The organism is Arthrobacter sp. HLT1-20, from assembly GCF_054510895.1.
Genome location: NZ_JBTNDR010000003.1, coordinates 93,179 through 118,039 on the forward strand (window position 1 = coordinate 93,179; position 24,861 = coordinate 118,039).

26 protein-coding genes, 1 pseudogene, 1 riboswitch and 1 other annotated feature are annotated in these 24,861 nt (G+C 63.7%); of the genes and pseudogenes, 15 read left to right on the plus strand and 12 right to left on the minus strand.

Annotation, left to right across the window (positions count from 1 at the left end):
• Positions 1–73: 73 nt before the first annotated feature.
• On the minus strand, positions 74–907 hold the full coding sequence (locus ACX80Q_RS02960; protein ID WP_459329021.1) for an SDR family oxidoreductase: 834 nt from the start codon (positions 905–907) through the stop codon (positions 74–76).
• Positions 904–2,580, minus strand: coding sequence for an FAD-binding oxidoreductase (locus ACX80Q_RS02965; RefSeq protein ID WP_459329022.1), 1,677 nt, complete (start codon positions 2,578–2,580; stop codon positions 904–906). Before ACX80Q_RS02965 ends, ACX80Q_RS02960 begins: the two co-directional genes overlap by 4 nt.
• 17 nt (positions 2,581–2,597) lie before the next feature.
• On the opposite strand from ACX80Q_RS02965, the gene ACX80Q_RS02970 reads away from it, so the two are divergent.
• From ACX80Q_RS02970 to ACX80Q_RS02980, 3 genes and pseudogenes are all read left to right on the plus strand, one after another.
• Positions 2,598–3,206, plus strand: coding sequence for a TetR/AcrR family transcriptional regulator (locus ACX80Q_RS02970; protein ID WP_459329023.1), 609 nt, complete (start codon positions 2,598–2,600; stop codon positions 3,204–3,206).
• A 2-nt stretch (positions 3,207–3,208) separates the two neighbouring features.
• Positions 3,209–4,795, plus strand: coding sequence for a glycerol-3-phosphate dehydrogenase/oxidase (locus ACX80Q_RS02975; RefSeq protein ID WP_459329024.1), 1,587 nt, complete (start codon positions 3,209–3,211; stop codon positions 4,793–4,795).
• 482 nt (positions 4,796–5,277) lie between these two features.
• A pseudogene (locus tag ACX80Q_RS02980) lies at positions 5,278–5,487 on the plus strand (DUF4158 domain-containing protein); the annotation flags it as partial.
• A 7-nt stretch (positions 5,488–5,494) separates the two neighbouring features.
• Here ACX80Q_RS02980 and ACX80Q_RS02985 read toward each other — a convergent pair.
• The gene (locus ACX80Q_RS02985; protein ID WP_459329025.1) at positions 5,495–6,307 is read right to left on the minus strand and encodes a hypothetical protein; all 813 of its coding nucleotides are present in this window, start codon (positions 6,305–6,307) and stop codon (positions 5,495–5,497) included.
• Between the two features lie 1,340 nt (positions 6,308–7,647).
• The gene (locus ACX80Q_RS02990; RefSeq protein ID WP_459329026.1) at positions 7,648–7,788 is read right to left on the minus strand and encodes a hypothetical protein; all 141 of its coding nucleotides are present in this window, start codon (positions 7,786–7,788) and stop codon (positions 7,648–7,650) included.
• Between the two features lie 180 nt (positions 7,789–7,968).
• On the opposite strand from ACX80Q_RS02990, the gene ACX80Q_RS02995 reads away from it, so the two are divergent.
• The 6 genes from ACX80Q_RS02995 to ACX80Q_RS03020 all read left to right on the plus strand — a co-directional run bounded on the left by ACX80Q_RS02995 (position 7,969) and on the right by ACX80Q_RS03020 (position 12,601).
• Positions 7,969–8,289 carry a transposase gene (locus tag ACX80Q_RS02995; RefSeq protein WP_459329027.1) on the plus strand — a complete coding sequence of 107 codons (321 nt, stop codon included), beginning with the start codon at positions 7,969–7,971 and terminating at the stop codon, positions 8,287–8,289.
• Positions 8,247–8,360 (plus strand) — a sequence feature (AL1L pseudoknot). It overlaps the preceding gene by 43 nt.
• A complete protein-coding gene (locus ACX80Q_RS03000) occupies positions 8,286–8,975 on the plus strand; it encodes an IS3 family transposase (protein ID WP_459329028.1) in 690 nt (229 codons plus the stop codon). Its footprint overlaps the feature before it by 75 nt. Before ACX80Q_RS02995 ends, ACX80Q_RS03000 begins: the two co-directional genes overlap by 4 nt.
• Before the next feature lie 72 nt (positions 8,976–9,047).
• Positions 9,048–10,130, plus strand: a complete 1,083-nt coding sequence (locus ACX80Q_RS03005; protein ID WP_459329029.1) for a tyrosine-type recombinase/integrase — start codon at positions 9,048–9,050, stop codon at positions 10,128–10,130.
• Positions 10,096–12,012 carry a tyrosine-type recombinase/integrase gene (locus ACX80Q_RS03010; RefSeq protein WP_459329030.1) on the plus strand — a complete coding sequence of 639 codons (1,917 nt, stop codon included), beginning with the start codon at positions 10,096–10,098 and terminating at the stop codon, positions 12,010–12,012. The genes ACX80Q_RS03005 and ACX80Q_RS03010 overlap by 35 nt, the downstream gene beginning before the upstream one ends.
• Complete coding sequence (locus tag ACX80Q_RS03015; RefSeq protein WP_459329031.1) at positions 12,009–12,317, plus strand: hypothetical protein; 309 nt, start codon at positions 12,009–12,011, stop codon at positions 12,315–12,317. The genes ACX80Q_RS03010 and ACX80Q_RS03015 overlap by 4 nt, the downstream gene beginning before the upstream one ends.
• A gap of 68 nt (positions 12,318–12,385) precedes the next feature.
• Positions 12,386–12,601, plus strand: a complete 216-nt coding sequence (locus ACX80Q_RS03020; protein ID WP_459329032.1) for an integrase core domain-containing protein — start codon at positions 12,386–12,388, stop codon at positions 12,599–12,601.
• Here the strand turns inward: ACX80Q_RS03020 and ACX80Q_RS03025 are convergent.
• Complete coding sequence (locus ACX80Q_RS03025; RefSeq protein ID WP_459329033.1) at positions 12,598–12,912, minus strand: transposase; 315 nt, start codon at positions 12,910–12,912, stop codon at positions 12,598–12,600. The two genes, ACX80Q_RS03020 and ACX80Q_RS03025, sit on opposite strands and share 4 nt — an antisense overlap.
• Before the next feature lie 29 nt (positions 12,913–12,941).
• Between ACX80Q_RS03025 and ACX80Q_RS03030 the strand changes: the two genes are divergently transcribed.
• A complete protein-coding gene (locus ACX80Q_RS03030; RefSeq protein ID WP_459329109.1) occupies positions 12,942–13,067 on the plus strand; it encodes a recombinase family protein in 126 nt (41 codons plus the stop codon).
• 295 nt (positions 13,068–13,362) lie between these two features.
• Here the strand turns inward: ACX80Q_RS03030 and ACX80Q_RS03035 are convergent, their stop codons facing one another.
• Positions 13,363–14,067, minus strand: coding sequence for a hypothetical protein (locus ACX80Q_RS03035; RefSeq protein WP_459329034.1), 705 nt, complete (start codon positions 14,065–14,067; stop codon positions 13,363–13,365).
• A 125-nt stretch (positions 14,068–14,192) separates the two neighbouring features.
• Positions 14,193–14,300: riboswitch (TPP riboswitch) on the plus strand.
• Here ACX80Q_RS03035 and thiC point away from each other — a divergent pair.
• From thiC to ACX80Q_RS03055, 4 genes are all read left to right on the plus strand, one after another.
• Positions 14,295–16,097, plus strand: coding sequence for a phosphomethylpyrimidine synthase ThiC (gene thiC, locus ACX80Q_RS03040; RefSeq protein WP_459329035.1), 1,803 nt, complete (start codon positions 14,295–14,297; stop codon positions 16,095–16,097). It overlaps the preceding riboswitch by 6 nt.
• Before the next feature lie 232 nt (positions 16,098–16,329).
• Positions 16,330–16,527 (plus strand): hypothetical protein, encoded by a 198-nt coding sequence (locus ACX80Q_RS03045; protein WP_459329036.1) that lies wholly within the window; start codon positions 16,330–16,332, stop codon positions 16,525–16,527.
• 219 nt (positions 16,528–16,746) lie between these two features.
• Positions 16,747–16,899: a hypothetical protein gene (locus tag ACX80Q_RS03050; RefSeq protein WP_459329037.1), complete on the plus strand. Its 153-nt coding sequence runs from the start codon at positions 16,747–16,749 to the stop codon at positions 16,897–16,899.
• Positions 16,900–16,905: 6 nt separating this feature from the next.
• Positions 16,906–17,244, plus strand: coding sequence for a hypothetical protein (locus ACX80Q_RS03055; RefSeq protein WP_459329038.1), 339 nt, complete (start codon positions 16,906–16,908; stop codon positions 17,242–17,244).
• A 26-nt stretch (positions 17,245–17,270) separates the two neighbouring features.
• Here the strand turns inward: ACX80Q_RS03055 and bioD are convergent, their stop codons facing one another.
• Genes bioD through bioB form a run of 5 tightly spaced genes read right to left on the minus strand, consistent with a single transcriptional unit; the run spans position 17,271 to position 22,617 of the window.
• A complete protein-coding gene (gene bioD, locus ACX80Q_RS03060; RefSeq protein WP_459329039.1) occupies positions 17,271–17,960 on the minus strand; it encodes a dethiobiotin synthase in 690 nt (229 codons plus the stop codon).
• Complete coding sequence (locus ACX80Q_RS03065; RefSeq protein ID WP_459329040.1) at positions 17,957–19,045, minus strand: cytochrome P450; 1,089 nt, start codon at positions 19,043–19,045, stop codon at positions 17,957–17,959. The genes bioD and ACX80Q_RS03065 overlap by 4 nt, the downstream gene beginning before the upstream one ends.
• A complete protein-coding gene (locus ACX80Q_RS03070) occupies positions 19,042–20,187 on the minus strand; it encodes an 8-amino-7-oxononanoate synthase (protein WP_459329041.1) in 1,146 nt (381 codons plus the stop codon). Before ACX80Q_RS03070 ends, ACX80Q_RS03065 begins: the two co-directional genes overlap by 4 nt.
• Positions 20,187–21,548 (minus strand): adenosylmethionine--8-amino-7-oxononanoate transaminase, encoded by a 1,362-nt coding sequence (locus ACX80Q_RS03075; RefSeq protein WP_459329042.1) that lies wholly within the window; start codon positions 21,546–21,548, stop codon positions 20,187–20,189. Before ACX80Q_RS03075 ends, ACX80Q_RS03070 begins: the two co-directional genes overlap by 1 nt.
• Positions 21,541–22,617, minus strand: a complete 1,077-nt coding sequence (gene bioB / locus ACX80Q_RS03080; protein ID WP_459329043.1) for a biotin synthase BioB — start codon at positions 22,615–22,617, stop codon at positions 21,541–21,543. Before bioB ends, ACX80Q_RS03075 begins: the two co-directional genes overlap by 8 nt.
• A gap of 111 nt (positions 22,618–22,728) precedes the next feature.
• On the opposite strand from bioB, the gene ACX80Q_RS03085 reads away from it, so the two are divergent.
• Entirely contained in the window at positions 22,729–23,256 is a 528-nt protein-coding gene (locus tag ACX80Q_RS03085; RefSeq protein ID WP_459329044.1) for a TetR/AcrR family transcriptional regulator C-terminal domain-containing protein, read from the plus strand.
• Here the strand turns inward: ACX80Q_RS03085 and ACX80Q_RS03090 are convergent.
• Positions 23,253–24,707, minus strand: a complete 1,455-nt coding sequence (locus ACX80Q_RS03090) for a TrkH family potassium uptake protein (protein WP_459329045.1) — start codon at positions 24,705–24,707, stop codon at positions 23,253–23,255. The genes ACX80Q_RS03085 and ACX80Q_RS03090 overlap by 4 nt on opposite strands.
• Between the last annotated feature and the right edge of the window lie 154 nt (positions 24,708–24,861).

Consider the following 24,861-nt stretch of genomic DNA (forward strand, 5'->3'; position numbering starts at 1 on the left):
ACCATGACAGTCCTGAGCCCCTTCCTCTGGTGGCGCGGGCTTGGACGAGGAATGGGCCAATGCGGCAGGATCCTTACTTGCGTCCCGTGAAATGCTCCATGGACTTGTACACGCCAAACACGCGCCCAGCCACCACATCCCAGACGGCGATCGGCAGGATTCCACGTAGTGCCGTGCTGAGTTTCACCGTCCACGGCATCATCAGCATGGGGGTGCCCTCCTTCATGGCCCGCCACACACGCTCCGTCACAGCCGCCGGTTCCATGAGCGGGGTCAGGAGGGGGCCGCGGGCGCCCTCAAACATGCCCGTCTTGATGTAGGAAGGACAAAACGTTGTCACCTTGATGTGGTGGTGGCCGGCCTGGATCAATTCCAGCCGCAGCGAATCGCTCCATCCGATTGCCGCCCACTTGGAGGAGGAGTAGACGCTCATCCGCGGGTTGGCCAGCAGGCCGGCCGCCGAAGCCACGTTGACGATCCGCGACGTCCGTCCGCCGTCGATCATGGCAGGCAGGAATTCCCGGGTGACGTGCATCAGGGCCAGGGAGTTGATGGCCATGGTCGCGGCGATGTCGCTGCGCTGATCGTGCTCCCAAAAGTACTTGCCGCGCACAATGCCGGCGTTGTTGATCAGGATGTCCGGGGTGCCCACCTCGGTGCGCACCTTCTCCGCCGCAGCCTCAATGTCCGCCAGCTTGCTGACATCCACCACGTACGTGTGGATCTCGGAGCCGCGGCCGCGCAGTTCGGCGGCTGCCTCCTCCAACAGATCGGCATTGATGTCCCACAGGACCACCTGGGCGGCGCGGTCCTTGACCGCCAGGTGGGCGTACATCTTGCCCATGCCCATGGCGGCGCCGGTGATCAGGACGGTTGCATTGGCGAGGGATCCAATAGTGCTATTCATGGCTGAGTCTCCAAAGGTGTTGGGAAAAGTTTGCCCGGGTTCATGATGCCGCCAGGGTCAAGGGTGTTTTTGATGCCGGCCAGGACCCTGATGCCCAGGTCCCCGATTTCGGCACCCAGGTAGGGCACATGATCCAGGCCGACGGCGTGGTGGTGGGTGATGGTGGCCCCGGCCGCCACGATGGCGTTCGAGGCAGCCTCCTTGACCCGCGCATTTTGTGCAATCCCGTCTTCCTCGAGTCCGGCCAGGAAGGTGAAGTACAGGGACGCGCCGTCGGAATAAACGTGCGAAATATGCGTCTGTACATAGGCTGCCGCGCCCCTGGCCTCAAGTGCGTCCAGGATGGCCTGGCGGACACCTTGATAGGTGGTCTCGAGCTGGCTCCAGGTTGCCGCCGTTTCAAGCGTCTCCACATAAACGCCGCGGGTCAGCAGCTCGTCACGCAGGTAAGGGCCACTGAAGCGGCCGTGCTCCCAGGACTTCCCCGGCAGCGGACCCACCGGGATGCCCCCGGCGCGCCGCAGGATCCGAGCGCTGCGCCGCATGCGGGCCCGTGCCTGGCGACCGTCGCCTTCCCAGACAAAGAGGGCAAGTGCCGGACTTTGCTGGCCGCGGACCGTCAGGTAGCGGGACAGCAAGCCCGTCTTCCAGCCGCCCAGCCTGAAGGTCGACGCCGTTTCATCAGTGTCGCTGAGCCGGCAGACGTGCGGCATGTCGCCGCTGCGACCGTCGTGGCGCAGCCGCCGCATGGCATCGGCCCCGGCAGCAAAGGACGGGAAGGACCAGGAGCCGTACACCTTGTCCCCGGGCGTGGGGGAGACCTTGACGGTGACCTCTGTGATGACTCCCAGTGTTCCCTCGCTGCCCACCACCACATCGAGCAGCTTGGGCCCGGCAGCCGTGCCCGGTGCCAGCGAGCCGACGTCGAACGGGCCTGCGGGGGTCTCCAGGTGCACGGTCTTGACCAGATCGTCGGAACGCCCATAACCGGTGGACGCCTGGCCGGCGGAGCGGGTGGCCACATAACCGCCCAGCGTGGCTTCCTGGTGGCTTTGCGGAAAATGCCCCAGCGTGAAGCCGTATGGTTCCAGCGCCGCCTCGATGGCCGGGCCCCTGATGCCGGCCTCAAAGGTTGCTGTGCGGGTGACGGGGTCCACGTGCAGGAGCCGGTTCATGCGCCGCACGTCAAGGGTGATGACGCCGGCAAAGCGGCCACGCAGTGGCTCCACACCGCCCACCACTGACGTCCCGCCGCCAAAGGCCACCACGGCCAGTTGCCGCCGCACACACAGTTCCAGGAGGTGGTGCACTTCCTCGCTACTGCCGGGGAACACCACGGCGTCGGGAGCCTCGAGTGCATCCCCGCCGCGGCGGCGCAGCAGGTCGGGGGTGCTCTTGCCGCCGGCGTGGAGAATGCGCTCCACAGCATCCGTGGCCACGTGTTGCGCGCCCACAATGGCCCGCAACTCATCCAACACCGTCTCCTCCAGCGCCACCGGGCCCACGCGTACCTCGGACAGGTCTACGGGAGGATGAACGGCCGCGACGCTGGCCAACTTCAGGGTGCGGCGGAGAAAGTCCAGGGCGCCGGTGCCCAGGGGCCGTGCGCGGGCGGGGTCACCCCAACCGTGCCAGACGGAGCGGGAAATATCTTCTGTGAGATTCGTCACCATGAGATACAGTGTGACACATGACGTCACAACGTACCAATGTGCAGCTCGATGACACGCTTCTGGCCGCAACCCGGGACTCGGTGGTGCTCCACGGTGTCCGGCGGACCACGGCCAACGACATTGCCGAGCGTGCCGGCATCTCCCGCATGACCTTCTACCGGCGCATGGGATCGGTGGAGAATGCCGTGCTGGCAACGCTCACCCATGAGTTCCGCAGCTATGCGAACAGCGTGCGGACCGGCACGCCCACCGGCACGGGACGGGAGCAGCTGGTGCACTTCGCGGTGGAAAGCGTCCGGGTGTTCGCCACCTCGGCGCTGCTGGCGTCCATCGCCGAGCGCGACCCGGAATTCCTGATCCCCTATGTGACGGACCGGTTTGGTGCCAGCCAACAGCTCATTCTTGACCAGCTCCGCCTGCTGCTTGATGCCGGCGTGCAGGATGGCAGCGTCGAAGCCTCCAGCGTCACCGCCACCACGGTGTTGCTGACGCTGCAAGGCGTGGCCCTGTCCTGCCGGGTTCTGCTCAAGGCGGACGCCTTTGAGGACGCACTGGCAGAGCTGGCCAAGATGCTGGCACGCTACCTCACCCCGCAGAACACCGGCGCACAGCAGAATGGAGCATAAGGATGGCAAACCTCAGTTGGATCAATGATGAAAGCCGACGGCGCGCGCTGGAGTATGTGGACGCCCACACGGTGGACGTGGTGGTGGTGGGTGCCGGCATCACCGGCGCCGGGGTGGCCCTGGATGCCGCGAGCCGCGGACTCAGCGTTGCCCTGATCGACAGCCACGACTTTGCGTCCGGCACCAGCGGCTACAGCTCCAAACTCATCCATGGCGGGCTGCGGTACCTGGCAAAAATGGACTTTGGCGTGGCCTGGGAATCGGCCATGGAACGGCGCTGGCTCATGAGCACAATAGCCCCGCATCTGGTCCGCCCGCTGGGGTTTGTCATCCCGGACGCCCGCAGCGCCCCGGCCTGGGAGGGTGCGGCGGCGGGGCTGGGTGTTCTCATCTACGATGCCCTGCGCAGGCTGTCCGGGCTGGGCAGCAAAACACTGCCGCGGCCCCAACTCCTCTCCAGTCAGGCGGTGACGGCCCTGGCCCCGGCCCTCGATGCCACGGCATTGCGGCGCGGCTATCTCTACTGGGACGGACAGGCCGTGGACGACGCACGGCTGGTGCTTGGCGTAGTCCGCACGGCGGCCCGGCATGGGGCCCACGTGATCCGTGACGTCAAGGCCAGCCGCCTGACGGCGACCACCGTGGAGGCTGTGGACACCCGAACGGGGGAGCCCGTTTCCCTCCGGGCGCGGGTGGTGGTCAACGCCACCGGCGTGTGGGCGGCCACCTTCGAATCCCAACTGACAGTCACCCCCAGCCGTGGCACGCACCTCGTGGTGCGGGCCGAGCGTCTGGGCAATCCCCATGCAGCTCACACGGTGGCCGTCCCCGGCCACTTTGGCCGCTACGTTTTTGTGCTGCCGCAGCCCTCCGGCGTGGTGTACATCGGGCTCACGGATGAGGAGGACCACCTGGCCGACGGCCACCGTCCCCTGGTTCCCGAGCACGACGTCGACTTCCTCCTTGACATTGTCAACACCACCTTGGCGGTGCCCCTGGACCGCAACGACGTGGTGGGATCTTTCGCGGGGCTGCGGCCCCTGGTGGAGGCTGCCCACGGGGCTGGTCCGGATGGCACGGCGGACATTTCGCGCAGGCACCTGATCCGGGATGTCCCTGGAGCTCCCATCACCGTGGTGGGCGGCAAAATGACCACCTACCGCCGGATGGCCCAGGATGCCGTGGACGCTGTGGTGGCCCGGTTGGGGATCGACGCCCGGTGTCGCACCAAGACCGTGCCGCTGGTGGGCGCCGCCTCCGCCACAGTGCTCGGAGCGATGGACGCACCGGCCCGGCTCGTGGAAAAATACGGCACGGAAGCCGCTGCGGTGCAGGCGCTCCAGCGGCAGGATCCACGGTTGGCGGAGCCCTTGTTTGAGGGGACGGAGATCACCGGGGCGGAACTGCTCTTCGCGGTGCAGGCCGAGGGTGCCGCCAGCGTGGCGGACCTCCTGGATCGGCGCACACGCCTAGGCTTTGTTCGGGCTGATGCGGCCATGGCGCAGGCGCGGGCGGCGGAGATCCTCGCACTGGCAGATTCCCGCTCCGGACTGGAGCAGGCAAACGCTCGCAACGAGGCGGGGCAGTGAGTGTGGCCGCGGGCTGAGCACGCTGCAGCTGCAGGGGCAATGACACGATGAGGCGGCTGGGCTGGCCAACGGTCGCCCGTGCTTTGGTGTTGCCAATGTGGGTTTTGACCGGCTCGCCAATGAATGTTGCCATGCTGTCCGGCTGAATCTAGTCCCTTTCACGTACCTTTATAGTGAGCTGAGGATCCGTCAGCAGGCCTCGGCCAACGGCGGCCTGCTCGATGGGTTCCATCTGGGCATCGCGGGCATGCTCGTCGTGACCGCCCTTCCCTCCATGGCGGAAATTGTGCCCGCGGCAGTCAAGTTGCTTGTCCGCACGGCTCGCAGGCCCGGTACTCCTGAAAGTGTCGTCAGGGGCAATCTAGATGTGGTTAGGTTCTGGTATTGGCCTGGAACTGACTAGTGAGCTTCTTGATTTGTGGGCTTTAGTCGATGATGATGTGGCCTTGGGGGCTAAGTAGTCAGGAACGACTCGGGCAGGGTTTGCTGTCTTTCTGAAGTTCTTTCAGCACCATGCCAGATTTCCAGTCGGGCGTGAGGATCTTCTGCTGGGAGCGTTGGACTACATTTCGGCGCAGATTTCTGTGCCGAAAAGTGATCTGAGTCCGTATTGGGGTGGGCGCTCAATCAAATTCCATCGCGCTGAGACTAGGTCTCATTTTGGGTTTCGGGAGTTTACCCCTCTTTCTTAAGCGACCCCTAGCAGCGGGGGACCCACTTGCAGATCAAAGGCAGGAACGTCTTCACGCCACTCTTCAGGCTGGAGGATCTTTCGGCGAGCTCCCCTGCGGGCGCCAGTGCAATATGAGTTTCTTCAACGACTAGCGCCCAGCGCGGCGTGGTGCCCGCTTCTCGTTCGGCTGCCGCCGCCCAGGCTGTTCCGCAGGTTCCAGCTGAGTTCAAAATGCCGAATCCAGTGGCGATCTGCTCCGCAGGGTCGTACTGCTGATAGCCAGTGAGTTTCAGGGCGGCTGTTCCTGCGTCGTACACGCCCTTTGTGCAAGCCCATACTGCGCGACGGACTGCGGAGGTGCCCGTTAGGGCTTTTTTGAGAGCGGACTCACCCGTCTTGGTGATTTGCTTGAGCAGGAAAGCATTTGCAGTCCATGCGGCACTGAACTCCGGGTGGATTGCCCACTCGACAACCTGCCGTGCTGCATTGATACTGATTGTTTCCTTTGGGACCATGAATCTGTCTGGGGTGAGACTATCGGTAATGGTATGGAACTCGGTAACGGTAGGGGCCGGGGATACGGTATCGACCTTGGCAGTAGACTCCGAATAGATGGCCCAAACCATGTCGCTGTTGTTGGTCAAGGACATGCTTCCCGCGTCGTCGCCTAAGCATGCAACGATGTCGTCGAGGTACTCGACTTCAGCCGGGTTAGTTGTCTCTGTGGCAACTCGCTCGGGCCATTTCGAAGTGCAGCCGCTGTCATGCGCAGGGGGGCCGCTGACGTCGCATGCGGTCAGCTGCGCCGCGATGACTAAAGTGAGGCTTGCGGCCAACAAGCGTGCGTTCCTGACGAAACGGGGACTGGCCGTCGTCCCGGGTCTTCCATTAACGCAGATACAGATCATGTCGTTGCCTCATTGCAGCCGAGATCTTGTGGACACTGTACGCCGGGTAAGAGTTGCGTTCAAGGCTTTGGTCGGAAGGCTGAACAACAGGCGGCCGCTAGTGCGGTCTTTTGAGTGGTCAGGTCTTGGGTACTGGTAGAGACACGGGCATATCCGGTGAGGAGGCCTCGAAGTGCAGGATCGCTGAAAACGGACGAAATCGTACGTGTGCCCCCCAGGTTGCGCCGGCGCTCTGGTTTGCTGCCGCGGAGGCGTCCAGCCGCTCCCCGCTTCAGAACGATAGCCAAGGACAACGGATATGGCTGACCCTCCTAGCGCTATCCGCTATTCAGTTCCTCCTCAAACCCCAGATTGGACTCCGCGAGCAACATCGAGTCCAACACTGCCTGGACGCCTGCACTCAGCGATCACAACCACCGGCTTAGCGCTAACCGCTGTACCGCTGGTCCCCAAGGCCGGCTTCCCGCTGCCGGGTCGCCGGCTGCCAGAGCAAATCATGGGATCCGACCGCCGGTGGGAAATGCTCCAACGTTGCCTCAGAGACGCCAAGCTGCCGATTCAAACACGCGTTGCCTGTGCACTCGTGCTTCTCTACGGACAGATTCCCACGCAAATAGTTACCCCCACCACCGAGAATGTCACCGCCGACAACGAATATTCCTACCTGGCGCTGCATCGCCAACCAGTCCTTGTGCCGCCGATGCTGGCCGGTCTGATTGACAAGCTGAGGGCACCACCTCAGCGGTCGTACTGAGGGACGTGAACTATACCGAACCGGCCGCCAATACGCACATGCTGCACGGGCCATTCGGATCCCAGCTGGGAACCGGCCGATTCGACCGGACCGACAAGGGGGATCGGAACCGGCTGTACAACATCGCCGCTGCGATCCCGGAAGAAAACAGGTTCCACGGATACATGAGGGAAGCATGGATCTGGTCGACCACATCCTGCTCAGCCACTTGAGGTGTGTCAAGAATGTGGGACTTTGATACTGGTATTAGGTGTTTCGCCGGGCATGACCCCATATGAGACTGGCGGCTCTTTGCGGGGTTGCCCTGAATCTGTTAACGCCAACCGAAAATAGGGCCACGGCTGCCAAATGAAACAGGGCCACCAACCATCATGGAGGGTGATCAATTTGGATGATTGGGCTGAGATACGCCACCTGTTTTCGACGGGCAAGCACTCAAAGCGGGAGATCGGTAGGATCGTGGGTGTTTCCGCGGGACTGTTGACCGGGCTTTGGAATCGGACCGTGTGCCGGATTATCAGCGCGCGTCCGGGATCTCGAGTTTTGACGCGTTTAGTCCGAGGGTGCGGGAGTTGTTGGTGAAGACACCTTCGATGCCGGCCGCGGCGTTGGCCGAGCGGGTGGGCTGTTCGGGATCGGCATCACTGTTCCGTGCCAAGGTTGCCGCTATCCGGCCAGAGTACGCGCCGCCTGATCCGTCAGCTCCCGGCGACGTAGGCTCGTCGGTGTCGCTCCGGCGTTCTCCTCCTGTTGAACAAGACGGTACATGGTATCTACCATTGTTCTGAACCGCCCCGGGTTTAATGGAGGGTGTTGATTCCTTGAAAGGATGAGCCCCATGGCACCACCTAAGAAGTATCCTGATGAGCTTCGCCAACGAGCAGTTCGCCTGGTGATGGATGCGCAGAAGAATCCTGATGACCGGCGTAGAGCTGCTACTCGTATCGGCGCGCAGTTGGGCATTCCGGCGGACACACTCCGTGGTTGGGTTCGCACGGTGGAGATTGGTCAGGGCGTTCGCCCTGGCACCACCACCGATGACGCGACCCGGTTGGCTGAGTTGGAGCGGGAGGTCACTGAGTTGCGTCGGGCGAATGCGATCTTGAAGTCCGCGTCGGCTTTCTTTGCGGCGGAGCTCGACCGCCCCTCCCGACGATGATTGAGTTCATTGACCAGCACAAGGAAGAGTACGGGGTCGAGCCGATCTGCAAGCAGCTGCCGATTGCCCCTTCGACCTACTACGCGGCGAAGTCCCGCCCCGCATCGAAGCGGGCTGTCAGCGATGCTGTAACGACGGAGAAGATCAAGGTGGTGCATCAGGAAAACTACAGTGTGTACGGGGCCAGGAAGGTCTACGCGGCCCTGAACCGTGCTGGCCACAAAGTGGCTCGTTGCACCGTGGAGAGGCTCATGCGCCGTGCCGGGCTCCATGGTGTGCGGCGGGCCAAGGGGCCCCGCACAACCGTTCCGGGGCCCCTGTCGGCACGGCCAGCGGATCTGGTCCGTCGGCAGTTCACAGCGCCGGCACAGAACTGCCTCTGGGTCGCAGACATAACGTATATTAAAACGTTTTCGGGCTGGGTTTATGCTGCGTTTGTGCTGGACGTTTTCTCCCGCCGGGTGGTCGGCTGGCAGCTCTCCACGACCATGCACACCGCTCTTGCCTTGGACGCATTGGAGATGGGATTATGGACTCGACGGCGTGATCGAAAAGATGTTTCACAGCTCGTACACCACTCGGACAGAGGTGTGCAGTATCGTGCCATTCGCTACACCGAGCGCCTCGCCGAGTCCGAAGCGGTAGCCTCCGTCGGTGCCAAGGGCGATTCCCCGTTAACCGGCTAATCCAGTTGTTCACCCCAGGAAACCCACGGTAACCCTTGACTTTAGCTCGGACGAGGCGGACCCTTTTGTCCCATGGAGAGCGGGCAGGATCTGAGGTTGGAGGCCTCCGGTGGAGCGTGGCAGATTGCCGGTTCTGGCTCGGCCGTGTTCGCCACGGTTAACGAGTATCTGGGTTATCTGGCGGACCGGAACTATTCGCCGGCGACGGTGAGGGCCTATGGATTTGATTTGTTGGCTTTTTGCCGCTGGCTGGGCACCGAAGGCGTCGGTCTCGCTGACGTGAGCACCGACGTGATGCTGCGTTACCTCACTGCCTGCCGCCAGGCCACGGTTCCTGGCCGCCCCGGACCCAATGTGTTGACCTTGCAAGGGCAACGCACCGACGGCTATGCCCCTGCCACGGTGAACCGGCGCCTGGCCGCAGTCTCGGGTCTGTTCACGTTCATGGTGATGCGCGACCCCGCGTTGAAGAATCCCATCCCTCGCGGAGCGGAAAGCAGGTGGCACGGGCCAGACCATCGTTCCGGGTTGCTCGGTCATTTGGCCCGCCCGCAGCCACGCTCGGCACTGCGGCTACGTGAACCTCGACGGCTTCCCTGCGCCCTTGACCATGCGGAGGTTGTGGCCCTCTTTGAAGGTCTGAAGTCCTGGCGGGACCGTGCCATGGCCGGGTTGATGCTCTATTGCGGGCTGCGTGCCGGAGAGGTCCTGGCCTTGGCCGTAGGGGATGTTGATATCGGTGCCCGCTGGCTGCTGGTGCACGGCAAGGGAGCCAAGGAACGCCGGGTTCCGTTGGATACCGATGTTGCCGCGATCATCCAGACCTACCTGCTGATCGAGCGTCCTGAATCAACCAGCCGGATGCTGTTTCTGGTGGCCAAGGGCAAAACCCGGGGCCAGCCCCTGACCCCGGCAGGATTGCGGACCATTTTCCGGTATCACCGGGAAATCTCCGGCGTCTCCGAGGGACACCCGCACGCGCTGCGGCACACCTTCGGCAGCGCCCTGGCCGAGGCCGGGGTCGATCTGGCCGTGATGCGTGAGCTGCTGGGTCATGCCCACGTCAATACCACCGCCCGCTATATCCATCTGGCCCCCGCCCACGTGAAAGCCGAATACGATGCAGCCCGTAAACGCCAGCAATCCAGCAGTTGATGACCCGGCCCTGATCGTGGGCGAATACCGGAACTACCTAGCGGCCCGCGGGCACGGCTCCAAACCTGCCTTCTCCGGCGCCAGAACGTTCATGGCCCGCTGGCCGGTCCCCGAAGACTGGTTGAGTAAACCCCTGCAGGCCCGTTGCGAAACCAAATATCATACGACGCCCTTCGTTCTGTTCTTGATGCTCACCGGAAGGATCCATGGTGACTACGGGTATCTGCTGGAAACCAAACTCACCAATATCCTTAGTGCCTGCGCGGGCCAGCCACTGGAAACGGACCTGCTTTTCTTTCTGGACCGGGCCCGCACACTGGGCTTTAGTGACCGCGTCAGCCGTGCCATGGCCACCGGGGTCGTGGCCCGGCTACTGCTCCACACAGGCGGCCCGCTCTCTTCCGCAGGTACCGGTGACTTGGAGGAATTTGAGGGCGCTTGCCGGGCTCGGGAACAACGCTCCGGCCGCTCGGCCCACCCCTACCTGGTGCTCAGCGCTGATGTTCGCCGGGTGCTTTTCCATGCTGAGATCATGCCCGAACCAGCACCGAAACCAGATACTCGCCGTTCCTTCATCCAACACATGGAAACAGTTCACGGGCCCCTGAGCGGGGCTTTGGTGCGGTATTTGGATCGTAAAACAGTGACCTGTGTTCCCGGAACGGTCTCATCTTTAGCTACTCGACTGGCCCATTTTGGGGCGTATGTCACCACACTGGATCCGGATCTTTGCGGGCCTGCCGGGTTGGAGCGGTGCCGGCATGTTGAGCCGTACCTGATCGCTTTGAGTCGGGCCCCGAACACCAAGAGCGGGGGCATCCTCTCACCTGCCGAGCAGGCCCGGCGGATCCACGCCGTCTCAAACTTCCTGCGGGAAATCACTGAATGGGGATGGCCAGATGCCCCGGCACGGCAACTGTTGTTCCGTTCCGATATTCCTCGCCTGCCCCGGCCGCTGCCGCGCTATCTTCCTCCGGACAGCGACAGGATGCTCGCCCATGCCCTGTTGGTATCCTCCAACCGTTTGGTCGCCGACGCGTTGTTGCTGCAACGGGCTTGCGGGCTGAGAGTCGGTGAGCTTCTGGATCTGGAATTGGACTGTGTTCACCAGATCGCTGGCAACGGCGCGTGGTTGAAGGTCCCCTTGGGCAAGATGAAGACCGAACGGATGGTGCCCCTGGATGATGACAGCCTAGCGCTGCTGGATCGGATCACCTCCGCCCGTTCCCCAGGACAGGCGATCACTCACCCCGTGACAGGAAAACCCGTGCAGTTCCTCTTCACCCACTATGGGAAGCGGCTGCACGTCAACGGACTGCGCTCAGAGCTGGACCGTGCCGCGGCCAGTGCAGGGCTCGGGCACGTGACCACGCACCAGCTCCGCCATACCTACGCCACCGCCCTGATCAATGCCGGCGTCACCCTCCAAGCCCTGATGAGCTTGCTCGGGCACGTCTCGGCAGAGATGAGCCTGCGCTACGCGTCCCTGTTCGATTCCACCGTGCGCACCGAATACGAACGAGCCCTGGACCTGGCCAAAACCCGCATCGGCACCACCACCGGAACGGGAAGGACCCTGCTGCCCATCACAAGCATCACCGACGGCAACTGGCGTGAAACACCGACCATTAAATCCCGGCTGGCTGGCGGCTACTGCCTACGCGCCCCAGCACAGGAAGCCTGCCCCTATGCGAACATCTGCGAGCACTGCCCCAGCTTCCGCACCGAGAACAGCAACCTGCCAGTGCTTCAAGCCCAACGCAAGGATGCCGCCCTGCTGGCCCAAGACGCCCGGGGCCGCGGCTGGGACAGTGAAGCCCGCCGACACGAAGCACTCGTGGCCCAGCTGGATACGCTCATCCTAGAAACCGAAACAGCATGAGCCAGAAACCGCTCAATGACAGGATCGAAGCAGCCTTGCGGGAGCTCACCGGACAGGGCGCCCGGATCAGCATCACCGCTGTCGCAGTCCTCACCGGCATCCCACGCTCGAGCCTCTACCGCGATGCGGCCGCCCGTGAACTCATCCACCAGCGCATCGCCGAAACACGCCTAAACGCCGACAAGAATCTTGCCACCGAGGTCCTCCGACTCAACGTGCTCATCGAGGCACTGGCCGCACGCGTCCGCAACCAAGAAGAACGCCTCAGGCAACTCGAAGGCAGGCCGCACACCACGCCCCGATGAGCCACCACGATTAGCCGGTTATGGCACAGACTCAGCCATTATTAGCCGGTTAAAGTTACGATAACGCCATGGCCGAGGCCCTCAACTCACTCTTCAAGGCTGAGCTGGTCAGGAACAAGGGGCCATGGACCGGTATCAACGACCTTGAAATAGCTGTCACTGAATACATCGACTGGTACAACCACCGCCGCCTCCACAGCGAAATCGGATACATCCCACCCGTCGAAGCAGAAGCCAACTACTACACAAATCTACCCGCCATCAAAACGATGGAACGGGTCTAACAAACCCTCCACAAAACCCGGGGCTTGACATTCTTTGGCGAAGAGCGCCGACACTTTTTCAAGAACTCATGCTCCCGTTCCACTTCTTTCAGCCGGGCTTCCAAGGCCTTGTACTTCGCGGTATCCACCGGCTCATCCGGTTTCTTGCCGCTACCCTTCTGGCCCTCATGGGCGAGCTTCACCCAGCGCTTGAGAGCGGTCAGGGAGATACCCATTTCAGCAGTCACCAGAGCTAACGGGTGACCAGAGGCATCAACCAGCGCGACAGGATCAGCTTTGAACTCATCGGAAAACGTTGGACGAGAGGACATAGGAACAACCCATTCAGGAACTGTTCCACATCAGTAGTACACCTCAGGCCACATTCCTGGTCTCCGTGATGGGGGCGTTCGCCGAGTTCGAACGAGCCCTCATCCGTGAACGACAACCCGAGGGCATCACCGTGGCTAAAAAGACCGGCACCTAGAACGGCAGAGGCAAGATGTTGAACGCCGAGCAGACAGGCGCACCAATTCAACGAGCCGCTGCCGGAGAGGCAAAATTCGCCCTTGCCCGAGAATTCGTGGTCAGCCGCCAAGCCATCTACCAATATTTGCGCCCTAACCCCTAGATTGCCCCGGCGACACCTTCAGGAGTACCGGGCCGTGCACGCGTGTTCGCTCGCACCCGAGAAGTTCATTGCGCGTGACTGACACGCCTATGACCGCTATGAGGAAGCGTAAGACCGGTCCAGACGACAATGGCCCTCCCGATGGTGCACATCATCTGTGCAGCGGGTCGTTGCCCTGGGAGTTTGGAAACGCGTCCCTGGGCACAATTTCACTGTCGATCCGCCAATAAGTTGTGAACCGCGGCGCCCTAGGGCGTTGCCGGGTACCGGAGAATTCATTGTCCCTGGCGGCGATGAACTCGAGTTTCGGCCATGCTGCGATCGTTTCGGCGGACTCGCCACGAAAGCGCTCCCGAAGCCTGTCCGCGACGGGCCTTGTTGCATCCTCGATGATCGTCTGGACGGCGTCAATGAGGAGTTCAAAGTCATTGGCCACGGAACCAGGCATCGGCTGCTGGAGCGTCCATCCCTGGACGTCGCGGACGGTACCGTGTTCGTTGAGAAGTGCAACCGCGACGGGCATGGTGAGGTCGGATTGGGAATGGGCGACCGTGGTGTTGCGGTACTTTCGGATGGTGTCATGAAGTGACTGCAACTCAGCTGGGATACCGGTGAACTGGGGCATCTGATCCAGCCGTTTACGCACATTCGAGAGGACGAAGGGGCGGACGTATGCAGTGACCGCCTGCATTGTGAGGGGGAACCAGAGGGGTTCCCCCTCACCGGCTTCCAGCGCAAGACGAAGAGTGTGAGACGCCTCCGAGAGGTCACTGGCGTGACTGGTGAGGTCTACCAACAGCCTGATATCGGGCGAGTCAGGGGGAAACGCCAGCGGCGGCTGATCAGCGGCGCTCATAGTGACGGAAGTGCCGGTTTGGCTGCCAAAGTCATGCCCTCATGCTAGCGCTTTCCAGGTTGTGTTGTGTGGAACCGGTTGAGCTCACGTGGCAAATGGTGGGCCGCGGTGCGTGGTAGCGTTTCTTCCGACCACACGGGAGCCCTTGCAGGGGCTGAGATCAGGCTGAAGCAGCCTGCGACCGTTGAACCTGTCCGGGTAATGCCGGCGAAGGAAGTGAGCAATCTGTGAACCCCAAAGCAACAACAATCACCCCTGCCATCAAGGGTTTGGAGCAGGCTGAAACGCATTCCCTGAAATCGCATTCACTGGCTTTTGACGTGGACACGGAATCGGGAATTCGCGTACCAGTGACCGAAATCGCGTTGGAGCCATCGCCCAACGGCCAGGCTAACGCACCGTTTCGGGTGTACCGCACCGCAGGGCCGGGCAGCGATCCGGTGATGGGACTGCAGCCGTTTAGACGTGAGTGGATCAGTGCCCGCAACGACACGGAAATCTACCGTGGACGCACACGGAACCTGCTCGATGACGGCAAGTCCGCCGTGCGCAGGGGCGCCGCATCCGCCGAATGGAAGGGTTTGGTACCTGAGCCGCGCCGTGCCCTGGCCGGCCGGTCCGCCACACAAATGCACTATGCCCGTCGCGGCATCACCACCTCCGAGATGCAATTTGTCGCGATCCGGGAGAACTGCGACGTGGAACTGGTGCGCAGCGAGGTGGCGGCCGGCCGGGCCATCATCCCCAACAACATCAACCACCCGGAATCAGAGCCCATGATCATTGGCCGGGCGTTCCTGGTGAAGATCAACGCCAACATTGGCAACTCGGCCATCACCAGCTCCATCGCCGAGGAGGTGGACAAACTGCAGTGGGCAACCCAGTGGGGTGCGGACACCGTCATGGACCTGTCCACTGGCGATGACATCCACACCACCAGGGAATGGCTCATCCGTAACGCACCTGTCCCGATTGGCACAGTGCCGATTTACCAGGCGCTGGAAAAGGTCAATGGCGAAGCCAATGCGTTGACGTGGGAGATCTTCCGGGACACGGTGATTGAACAGTGTGAGCAGGGCGTTGACTACATGACCATTCACGCAGGAGTCCTGTTGCGTTACGTCCCGCTGAGCGCCAACAGGGTGACCGGAATTGTCTCCCGCGGTGGTGCCATCATGGCTGGCTGGTGCCTTGCCCACCACCAGGAGAATTTCCTGTACACGCACTTTGACGAGCTGTGCCAGATCTTTGCACAATACGACGTGGCATTCTCATTGGGCGACGGCCTGCGTCCGGGCTCCATCGCCGACGCCAATGACGCCGCCCAATTTGCTGAGCTGGACACCTTGGCCGAATTGACGCAGCGGGCGTGGGAGTTTGACGTTCAGGTGATGGTGGAAGGCCCCGGACACATCCCGTTCCACCTGGTCCGGGAAAACGTTGAGCGCCAGCAGGAGCTGTGCAAGGGTGCGCCCTTCTACACACTGGGGCCGCTGGTGACAGACATCGCCCCCGGATACGACCACATCACCTCGGCCATCGGGGCAACTGAGATTGCCCGCTACGGTACGGCCATGCTGTGTTACGTGACGCCCAAGGAGCACCTGGGCCTGCCCAACAAGGACGATGTGAAGACCGGCGTGATCACCTACAAGATCGCTGCGCACGCGGCTGACCTCGCCAAGGGCCATCCCGGCGCCCGGGAACGCGATGACGCCCTGTCCAAGGCTCGTTTCGAGTTCCGTTGGCGCGACCAGTTCGCCCTGTCCCTTGATCCGGTCACTGCAGAGTCCTTCCACGACGAGACGCTGCCGGCCGAACCGGCCAAGACTGCACATTTTTGTTCCATGTGCGGACCTAAGTTCTGTTCCATGCGCATCAGTCAGGACATTAGGGACGAGTACGGCTCCGCCGAGTCCCAGGCAGCGATAGCCGATATGTACGCCGGCATGCGTGAGAAGAGCCAACAGTTTCTAGCCACGGGCGGCAAGGTGTACCTGCCGGAGCTTTCGCTGCCTTCAGCGCCGTAGAGCCACGACGATGGCCGGGACCGGTGACATATCGGTCCCGGCCATCGTCGGTGTTGGATATACCTACACGGATTATGATCGGTCATATCCACATCGAAAGTGAGTGCTTCGAAGAATGTCCAAGGTATTGACTGAAACTGATCCGCCAGCGAATGCCCCGCTTTCGCGAAGGTTTTATCGATACCCGCTGTTTTGGGCCCTCGGGTGTGTAGCACTGGCGTTGCCTTGGTAGTTGGCCGGCAACGGTATGGACCTGTTGCCGTTCCTGCTGACTTTGCTGGGAGGGTGGTTGTGTGGTTTTGCGTTCGTCAATTTCACCCTCGGCGTGAAACGCGCCTGGCTGGGTGTGCTTCTCCACGTTGTAGGTGCCGCCGTTTCGGGGGTGCTGCTGCACTGGATGGTGTTTGGCGGCAGCAGCATTTTGAAGTAACTTCCTGAACGGCCCCGCAGCTTACTTTTTCTGGTGCAAATGGGGGCCATCCCGGCCGTGGCGTGGATGTGGCTTGGCCTTCTGAGCCGAATCACGTTTAGTGCATGCAAACCGTCGAAGAAGGCGAAACCTGTCAGGGTTGCTCCGTCGTGGGCGGATACAAGCCCGGGAACGCGGGTATATTTTTCGGCGATCCCCCTGCCGATGCGAACTTTGACCATGATCATCGTAGGAGTGGTCCTTCTCGGTGGCGCAGTGGCATTGATGCTGCTGATCTCCTTTGACACGTTCCTCCTTCGCCTTGGCAGCGCCAGGTTCATCATCATTGTGTTCGGCCTATTGATCGGGCTTCCGGGCTACTATCTGTTCTAGGGAATCGTGGGCCGCAAGACCGTTCCCTGCGCCGTCAGTTTTGGCAATGATCGGATCACAGTCACGACGGGCCCGGAGACGGTGGCCATCCCGTACCGCGATCTGGATCGATTGCTCTGGAGATGCGACAGCGACTACGCCCGCGTGGAAGTCCACGGTGGCGGGCACAGAATTTCCCTTCTTGTTGCAGTGGCCCGATCTCCGAAAACGGTCCTGCCCCAGCTGCCGCCACTCTCGCAACGAACCATCCGGGGGCTGGCGGAGGCTGGTTTGGAACTGGAACGCACCCGCCGTCCCGGCCTCACCGTGCTTGTGGCCGGGACGGCCAAGGCCAGAGTCCCCTAACGACTAGGCTGGCCCTTGTGCCACGATCATTCCCACGTGGGTAGTGTCAGCCAGTTGTGAGCCAACTGCCGGAACGTTGAGGGGTCCAGTCGCGACGCCCCGGCCGGCAGGCATCCCAGAAACTGGGCACCCGGAGTGCCTTGCAGGCTTTCGCGGTTGCTGATGTCAATGCTCGACGGCGCTGCCGGCCAGGAGCCCACCACCACGGCCGGGGTGGCAAAGCCGCGACTGTGCAACGCTTCCAGCGTCAGTGCTGTGTGGTTCAGCGTGCCCAAGCCGCTGCGGCAGACCACCACGAAACCGCTTCGCGGGGCTCCCGTGCTTGCCGCCGCGAGATCCGCCAGGGTGCGGCCCGCGGCATCGAGCTCCACCAGGACTCCGCCGGCGCCCTCCACCAGCACGTGGTCATGGCTGGCCGCCAAGTCCGCAATGCGGTTGACGTGGTGCGCCAGCCCCGGCAAGTCACGGTTGGCCCGGCGGGCGGCCGCCCGTGGTGCCATGGGGTCATCGAACCGGATGCCCTCATGAACCGCGTGAACGCCGCTGAGCCGGGCAACCTCGTCAATGTCGCCATGACCGCCCACGGGAACGCCGGTTTGGGCTGGCTTGTACACGGCCACGCTGGCCCCGGTGGCGGACAGCGCCACGGCCAGGGCCGCCGTCGTCAGCGTTTTTCCAACGTCGGTGTCGGTGCCCGTTATATAGGTGACGCTCATGGGAGTTCCTTGCTGGTGAGTTGGGCGTGGACAGTGAGTGGGGCCTGAAAGGAAAGCAGCCGCAGCCACGGTGGCGGGGGGCCCGCCGGTTCCAGGCGCGGCAGGGCCCGGGCGGTCTCCTCCAAGACCAGCGCGGTTTCCAGCTCTGCCAGCTTGGCACCCAAGCAGCGGTGCAGCCCGTGGCCAAAAGCCAGCGAGTAAGCCGTTGGTGCCGCCTGCCCGGGATGCCGTCCGGTCAATTCCAGCAGGATTTCCGCCCCGGCCGGAATGGCTTGGCCCGCCACCTGGGTATCGCGAAGTGCTGCACGCCGCCAGGTGTGCACGGAAGATTCGGTGGCCAGCACCGCCCGGACATGGTTGCGGGCAGCGGCCGGATCGCCCAAGGCGGCCCAGCCGCCGGCGAATTCTGCCTGAGCTGTTTCCAGCCCCCGGAACAAGACGGTGCTGATGAGCTGAGAGGTGGTTTCCTGGCCCGCAATAACCAGGAAGTAGCCAAGCGAACAGACTTCGGCGCTGGAGAGCCCGGCCGCGTCCAGCACGCCAAACAGCGACCCCGTGCCCCGGGCGGCTGCCGCCTCCTGCCGCAGCCACACGTAGAATTCCGCAGCACTGGCAGCCAGCACCAGCTGACGGTCGGGATCGGGCCAGCCCCAGAACAGTTCCAGGGAATCCGTACTCCACCGTTTCAGCAGGTCAAGGTCCGGGGTTGGCTGCCCCGTGAGTTCGGCCATGACAACCGGCGGAATGTGCCTGCCCACTGACTCCGCCAGGTCCACCGGGCCCTGACCCAGTGCCAGGCTGGTGGCCGCAAGCTTTTCCCGTGCCAGCTCCCGGACGCGGGGTTCAATGGCGGAAACCTTGGCGGGCGTGAAAAATCGGCCCACCATGGTGCGCACAGCCCGGTGTTGGGCGCCCGTGGCCGATGCCAGTACTGGGGGCAGCGCAAAACGGACCTTGCTGAGGATGCGCAGGGTGGCCGGGGCCAGCGGGACCACTGAGGTCAGTGCGTTCGTGGGGGCGAAGTCGTCCGTGCGGCGCATGATGTCCCGGACCTGGGCTGGCTCGCCCATGACTGTGTAGCTCATGCCGGGCCGCCCTTCCTGCCGGATTCCAGGACACGCGCCACGGTGCCAGCCGCCCACTGAAGTTCCGTGGCCGTGAGGTTGGCCCGGGCCGTCAGCCGGAGCCGGGACACGCCGTCGGGCACGCTGGGCGGGCGGAAACATCCCACCGAAACACCCTGATCCCCGAGCGCCAACGCCAGCTCGGCGGCCCGGGATGCCGATTCCACCGGGATGGACTGCACGGCGCCCGCGGCCTGCGGAACACCGCACCGGGCGGCCAAGACTGCCGCGTTCGCCAGCACGCGCCCAGCCAGCTCCGGCTCCTGGCGGACAATGGCCGCGGCCCGCGCGGCTGCGGCTGCCGCCGACGGTGCCAATGCCGTGTCAAAGATGAATGTCCTGGCCGTGTTGACCAGGTGGTCCCGCAGTGCGGCCGAGCCCAGCACAGCCCCGCCCTGGGAGCCCAGCGACTTGGACAGCGTGGCGGTGACGGCAACATGTGGGGCGGCGGCCAAACCGGCGGCGTGGACGGCGCCCCGCCCCCGGCCTGCCACGCCGATCCCATGGGCCTCATCGACCAGCAGCAGTGCGTCAAAGGTGGCACACAGGCTGGCCACGGCAGCCAGATCCGCAGCGTCCCCCAGCACGGAGTAGATGGACTCCAGCACCACCACGGCCCTGGGCTGGGTGCGCCCGGCCAGAGCCGCCGCAATGGCGGCGACATCCTGGTGGGCCACTTCGAGGGCGGGGGAGCGGGAGAGCCGGATGCCGTCAAGTAATGATGCATGCACATGGGCGTCGTGAATCACAAGAGTTCCGGGCCCGCCCAGGGCTGTCAGAACCCCCATGTTGGCGGTGTAGCCGCTGGAAAAGGCCAGCGCCGATTCCTGGCCGGTGAGCAGGCACAGCTGCTCCTCCAGATTCTGGTGTTCGGGCGTGGTGCCGCACACCACCCGGGAACCGCGGGCCCCGGCGCCGTACTGTTGCAGCGCCGCGGTGGCTGCTTCGATGACTCGGGGATCGGTGGCGAGCCCCAGGTAGTCGTTGGAGGCCAGATCCACCAGCGTGGCCTGCGGCGCGGTGCCGCGTTGGATGCCGCGCCGTTCGCGCACATGGGCCCGCGAGTCAAGCCACGCCGCCATGGCGGTTGTTGCCCCGGCCATCAGCCGTGCACCCGGGCCACGGCGGCGCAGATTCCTGCGCCAACCGTGGCCACGTCGTCTGCTGAGCTGATGAACGGTGGCATGGTGTAGACCAGATTGCGGAAGGGGCGGACCCAGACGCCGCACGCCAGGGCCGCCGCCGTCACGGCCGGCACATCCACGGGCACGGACAACTCCACCACGCCCACGGCACCCAGAATCCGGACATCCTTGACTGATTTGAGAGCACCTGCCGGCGCCAGCGCAGCAGCCAGTCCCTGCTCGATGCCGGCCACCTGTTGTTGCCAGCCATGCCGTGCCAGCAAGTCCAGGGAAGCTGACGCCACGGCACACGCCAGGGGGTTGGCCATGAAGGTGGGTCCGTGCAGCAGCGCCCGCAGCGGGGAGTTGGTGACCACTTTGGCCACACGGGCGGAGCACAGCATGGCGGCCAGAGTCAGGTAGCCGCCGGTCAGCGCCTTGCCCACGCACATGATGTCCGGAACCACGCCCGCCCATTGCGAGGCGAACAGTTTCCCGGTCCGGCCAAAGCCTGTGGCGATTTCATCCACAATCAACAGCAAGCCGTTCTCATCGGCCACCCGCCGCGCGGCGGCCAGGCACTCGGGAGCATAGACGTGCATGCCACCGGCGCCCTGCAGCACGGGTTCCACAATGATGGCCGCCAGCTCGTCACTGTGGGCGCGGACCATGGCCTCGAGGGCGCCAATCCATGCAGCCACCTCAACAGTGTCGGCGCTCAGCACGCCGCCCATGAGCCGGGCCGCGGGAGGGCGGGGCAGGAACAGCTGTTCCCGAATCTGGGCGGGGAAGGCTGCGTGCATGCCGTCCACGGGATCGCACACACCCATGGCGGCGAAGGTGTCGCCGTGGTAGCCGCCGCGCAGCGCCAGGAAGCGGCTGCGGCCGGGCCTGCCACGCCCCAACTGGTACTGCACGGCCAACTTCAGGGCCACCTCAATGGAGACCGAGCCGGAGTCGGCAAAGAACACGTGGTCCAGTCCGGTCATGGCGGCCAATTGTTCGGCCAGCCGCACGGCCGGCTCGTGTGTCAGGCCGCCAAACATGACGTGGCTGAAGCGGCCCGCCTGCTCCAGCAGGGCCGCATCCAGTGCAGGGTTCCGGTAGCCGTGGATGGCCGACCACCAGGAACTCATGGCATCCACCGCCTCAAAACGGCTGCCGTCCTCCGCGGAAAGGCTCAGCCGGGTGCCCTGCGCCCCGTGCACCGCATAGGGTGCGTCACCGTCCAAGGGGGCATAGGGGTGCCACAACAATCCGCGGTCCCGCTGAATGAGTGTGGCGCGGGCAGGAGGGGTGGCCGGCACGAGGGATGACACCGAACCGGTGCAATCAAGCATTGGGGGCCATGGCTGTGCCCGCGCCCCGGCGGCGAATGGTGAGGGGCCCACCCAGGGAGGTGCCGCCGTCGTCCGGCTCCTGGGCGACCTTGCTGCCAAGCACCACAAAACCGTTGTCCGCAATCATGTCCAAGTCCGCCGTGGCCTCCTGGCCCTCACTGGTGAGGTAGTCGCCCAGGAACAGGGAGTTGGCCACGTGCAGGGCCAGCGGCTGAAGCGTGCGCAGGTGCATCTCGCGCCCGCCGGCCATGCGCAGTTCCGTGGCGGGGCAGGCAAAGCGGACCAGGGCCAGCACACGCAGGCAGGCAGCCGGGGTCAGCAGCCAGGTGCCCTCCAGCGGGGTCCCGTCAAACGGCATCAGGAAGTTCACGGGGATGGAATCGCTCTCCAGCTCGCGCAGGGCGAACACGGCATCTATGAGCTGGGCGTGGGTTTCACCCATGCCCACGATCACTCCTGAACAGGGGGAGAGGCCGGCGTCCTTGGCCTGCTCCACGGTGCGCACGCGGTCGGAGAATTCGTGTGTTGAGCAGATGTCCGCATACATCTCCTCGCTCGTGTTCAGGTTGTGGTTGTAGGCGTCCACCCCGGCGGCCTTCAAGCGACCTGCCTGACCCTCCTTGAGAATGCCCAGGCACGCGCACACCTCAACGTCGGGGTGCTGGTCCTTGAGCTCGCTGACCATCCCGGCCACGCGGTCCACATCCCGGTCGCTGGGGCCCTTGCCACTGGCCACCATACAGACGCGGGAGGCGCCGGCGCGGATGCCGGTGGTTGCCTGCGCCACGGCGTCCTCGGGCTTGAGCCAGGTGTATTTCAGGATTTGGGCGGCCGAGCCCAAGCGCTGTGAGCAGTACGTGCAGTCCTCCGGGCACAGCCCCGACTTCAGGTTGACCAGGTAGTTGACCTTCACGGTGTTGCCGAAGTGGGCGCGGCGCAGGCGCGCTGCTGCGGCCACCACTTCCAGAAGCTGGTCGTCGGTGGATTCGAGGATAGCCAGGGCCTCCTCGCGGGTCAGGGTGGCGCCGGTCAACTGCCGGCCGGCGAGATCATCAAAGTAATTGAACACCGTTCAATTGTGCGAGGTGGGTGTGCCGCTGTCAATTAGGGACACCTTCCATGGGGGAAGATGGAGGGGTGCCGCTGGGGCACGGCAACACAGTTGAGGGGACCGGAGCCAATGGCGTTGACTCGCGAGCAGATCGTCGATGCCGCCATGGCCATCCTGCGCGACTACGGGCTGGGAGACCTTTCCATGCGCCGCCTGGCCCGGGACCTGGACGTCCAGCCCGGCGCCCTGTACTGGCACATCAAGAACAAGCAGGACCTGCTCACAGTGCTGGCCGGATTGATCCTGGAACCCGTGGGCCAGGCGGCCTCGCTGCGCGGACTGGCCCTGGCCATTCGCCGGGCGCTGCTGTCCGTGCGCGACGGCGCCGAGGTGGTGGCGCTGGCCCACGCACTGGCGCCGGATGCGCCCTCGCCCTTGCGGCATCTTCGCCAGCTGATTGCGGGGCAGGGACTGTCCGCTGCAGAGGAGCAGTGGGCCGCCGATGCGCTCATCCACTTCATTCTGGGCGCCGCCACGGCGGAGCAGACCCGGGCGGGACTTGCCCGGGCTGGCCTGGTGGACCACCCGGACCACGGCGCCGATGCGGCCTTTGCGTTTGGCTTGGAGCTGTTTTTGGCCGGGCTGACGCGCGCCTAGCCGATGATGGGCCGCTCCTCGGGCAGCCTGTGCAGGCGCGGCCGCGAGGACAGGGCAATGGCGGAGGCCACGGTGATGGTGCCCAGCCGCCCGGTGAACATCAGAGCCATGAGGACCCATTCGGCACTGGCCGGCAAGTGGTAGGTGATGCCGGTGCTCACCCCCACCGTGGCAAAGGCTGAGACGGCCTCGAACAAGACCTTGTCCAGGCTGTAGTCGGTGGTCATGAGCAGCAACAGGGTGCCGGTCATGACGGCCGCCACACCCAGCAGGGCGACTGTGAGTGCCTGCCGTTGCACGGAGGGGCTGATGGAACGGTGGGCTATGGTGACCTGTTCACGCCCGCGGATCTCGTTCCAGATGGCGAAGGCCAGCACCAGGAAGGTGGTGATCTTGATCCCGCCTGCAGTGCCCGCGCTGCCGCCGCCAATGAACATCAGGACGTTGGTGACCATGAGAGTGTCTTCCGAGGCCACCCCGTAGTCGATGCTGTTGAATCCGGCCGTGCGGGGAAACACGGTTCCGCCCAGTGCGCCCAGGATCTTCCCACCCGTGCTCATGGGGCCCAGAGTCTCCGCCCTGTTCCATTCAATGGCGGCGAAGAAGGCGAAACCCACCACCAGGAGCATGAGCGTACCCCATACTGTGAGGCGCAGGTGGATGCTCCAATCTTTGATCTTGAGCCCTCCGCTGAGGAGTTGGATGATCACGGGGAAGCCGAGCCCGCCGGCCACCACGGCGGCACAAATGGGGACGATGATCCAGGGATCCTGGGCGAAGCTCATCAGGTTGTCGCTGTAGAGGGCAAACCCTGCATTGTTGAAGGCAGAGATGGCGTGGAAGGTGCCGTGCCACAGGGCCGTGCCCGGATTGCTTTCATACACGAGCCAGAAACGGACACTCAGGACGGCGGCCACTGCCACCTCGATAGCAGTCATGATTTTGAAGACCCGGAAAAGCACCGCCTTCACGTCACCGAAGTTCAGGGTGTGCGTCTCGGACTGTGCCACGAGCTGGCCCCTCAGCCCGATGCTTTTGCGCACCAGCAGCGCAAGTAGGGTGGCCAGGGCCATGATGCCGAAGCCACCAACCTGGATCAACGCCAGGATGACAACGTGACCAAAGGGTGTCCAAAACGTGGCGGTGTCCACGGTGATCAGGCCCGTGACGCAGACGGCCGAGACGGCTGTGAAGAGTGCCGGCATGAGGAATTCACCATCAGTTGCCGTGCGCGAGACCGGAAGCATGAGAAGCCCGGCGCCCAGGAGGATGACCGCCAGGAAGGCCAGCGGGACAGTGCGGACGGGATGCTGGAGGGCGCGGGCCAGGCGTGACTCTTTCTTCGCGGCGGGCCGCTTGATGCCATGGTGGCTTCGGGCCCCGGAGGTATCGCCGCGCCGGAACCACCGTGGAAGCCCTTGCCCAAGGGCTTCGCGCTCAGGTGCTGGCATCCGTTGAACCTCTCCATTGTCAAAAAAGCATCTCAGCAGTCCGCTTCCGGCCAAGATCATGGACCCGGAACTGCATGGAACGCATCATGGAGCCTAACACCGGGGACTTGCGAAAGGGGGTCATCTTTACGAAATCTTGACGCCCCAACTTTCC

Excerpts from the sequence above, each read along its gene's own strand:
- ACX80Q_RS03050 (WP_459329037.1), top strand. The coding sequence starts at position 16,747 with ATGATCATCGTAGGAGTGGTCCTTCTCGGTGGCGCAGTGGCATTGATG.
- ACX80Q_RS02995 (WP_459329027.1), top strand. The coding sequence starts at position 7,969 with ATGGCACCACCTAAGAAGTATCCTGATGAGCTTCGCCAACGAGCAGTT.
- ACX80Q_RS03020 (WP_459329032.1), top strand. The coding sequence starts at position 12,386 with ATGGCCGAGGCCCTCAACTCACTCTTCAAGGCTGAGCTGGTCAGGAAC.
- bioD (WP_459329039.1), bottom strand. The coding sequence starts at position 17,960 with ATGAGCGTCACCTATATAACGGGCACCGACACCGACGTTGGAAAAACG.
- ACX80Q_RS03000 (WP_459329028.1), top strand. The coding sequence starts at position 8,286 with ATGATTGAGTTCATTGACCAGCACAAGGAAGAGTACGGGGTCGAGCCG.
- ACX80Q_RS02975 (WP_459329024.1), top strand. The coding sequence starts at position 3,209 with ATGGCAAACCTCAGTTGGATCAATGATGAAAGCCGACGGCGCGCGCTG.
- ACX80Q_RS03075 (WP_459329042.1), bottom strand. The coding sequence starts at position 21,548 with ATGCTTGATTGCACCGGTTCGGTGTCATCCCTCGTGCCGGCCACCCCT.
- ACX80Q_RS03085 (WP_459329044.1), top strand. The coding sequence starts at position 22,729 with ATGGCGTTGACTCGCGAGCAGATCGTCGATGCCGCCATGGCCATCCTG.
- ACX80Q_RS03035 (WP_459329034.1), bottom strand. The coding sequence starts at position 14,067 with ATGAGCGCCGCTGATCAGCCGCCGCTGGCGTTTCCCCCTGACTCGCCC.
- ACX80Q_RS03090 (WP_459329045.1), bottom strand. The coding sequence starts at position 24,707 with ATGCCAGCACCTGAGCGCGAAGCCCTTGGGCAAGGGCTTCCACGGTGG.
- ACX80Q_RS02965 (WP_459329022.1), bottom strand. The coding sequence starts at position 2,580 with ATGGTGACGAATCTCACAGAAGATATTTCCCGCTCCGTCTGGCACGGT.
- ACX80Q_RS03070 (WP_459329041.1), bottom strand. The coding sequence starts at position 20,187 with ATGGCCGGGGCAACAACCGCCATGGCGGCGTGGCTTGACTCGCGGGCC.
- ACX80Q_RS03025 (WP_459329033.1), bottom strand. The coding sequence starts at position 12,912 with ATGTCCTCTCGTCCAACGTTTTCCGATGAGTTCAAAGCTGATCCTGTC.
- ACX80Q_RS03015 (WP_459329031.1), top strand. The coding sequence starts at position 12,009 with ATGAGCCAGAAACCGCTCAATGACAGGATCGAAGCAGCCTTGCGGGAG.
- ACX80Q_RS02970 (WP_459329023.1), top strand. The coding sequence starts at position 2,598 with ATGACGTCACAACGTACCAATGTGCAGCTCGATGACACGCTTCTGGCC.
- ACX80Q_RS03010 (WP_459329030.1), top strand. The coding sequence starts at position 10,096 with ATGCAGCCCGTAAACGCCAGCAATCCAGCAGTTGATGACCCGGCCCTG.
- ACX80Q_RS03005 (WP_459329029.1), top strand. The coding sequence starts at position 9,048 with ATGGAGAGCGGGCAGGATCTGAGGTTGGAGGCCTCCGGTGGAGCGTGG.
- ACX80Q_RS02960 (WP_459329021.1), bottom strand. The coding sequence starts at position 907 with ATGAATAGCACTATTGGATCCCTCGCCAATGCAACCGTCCTGATCACC.
- ACX80Q_RS03065 (WP_459329040.1), bottom strand. The coding sequence starts at position 19,045 with ATGAGCTACACAGTCATGGGCGAGCCAGCCCAGGTCCGGGACATCATG.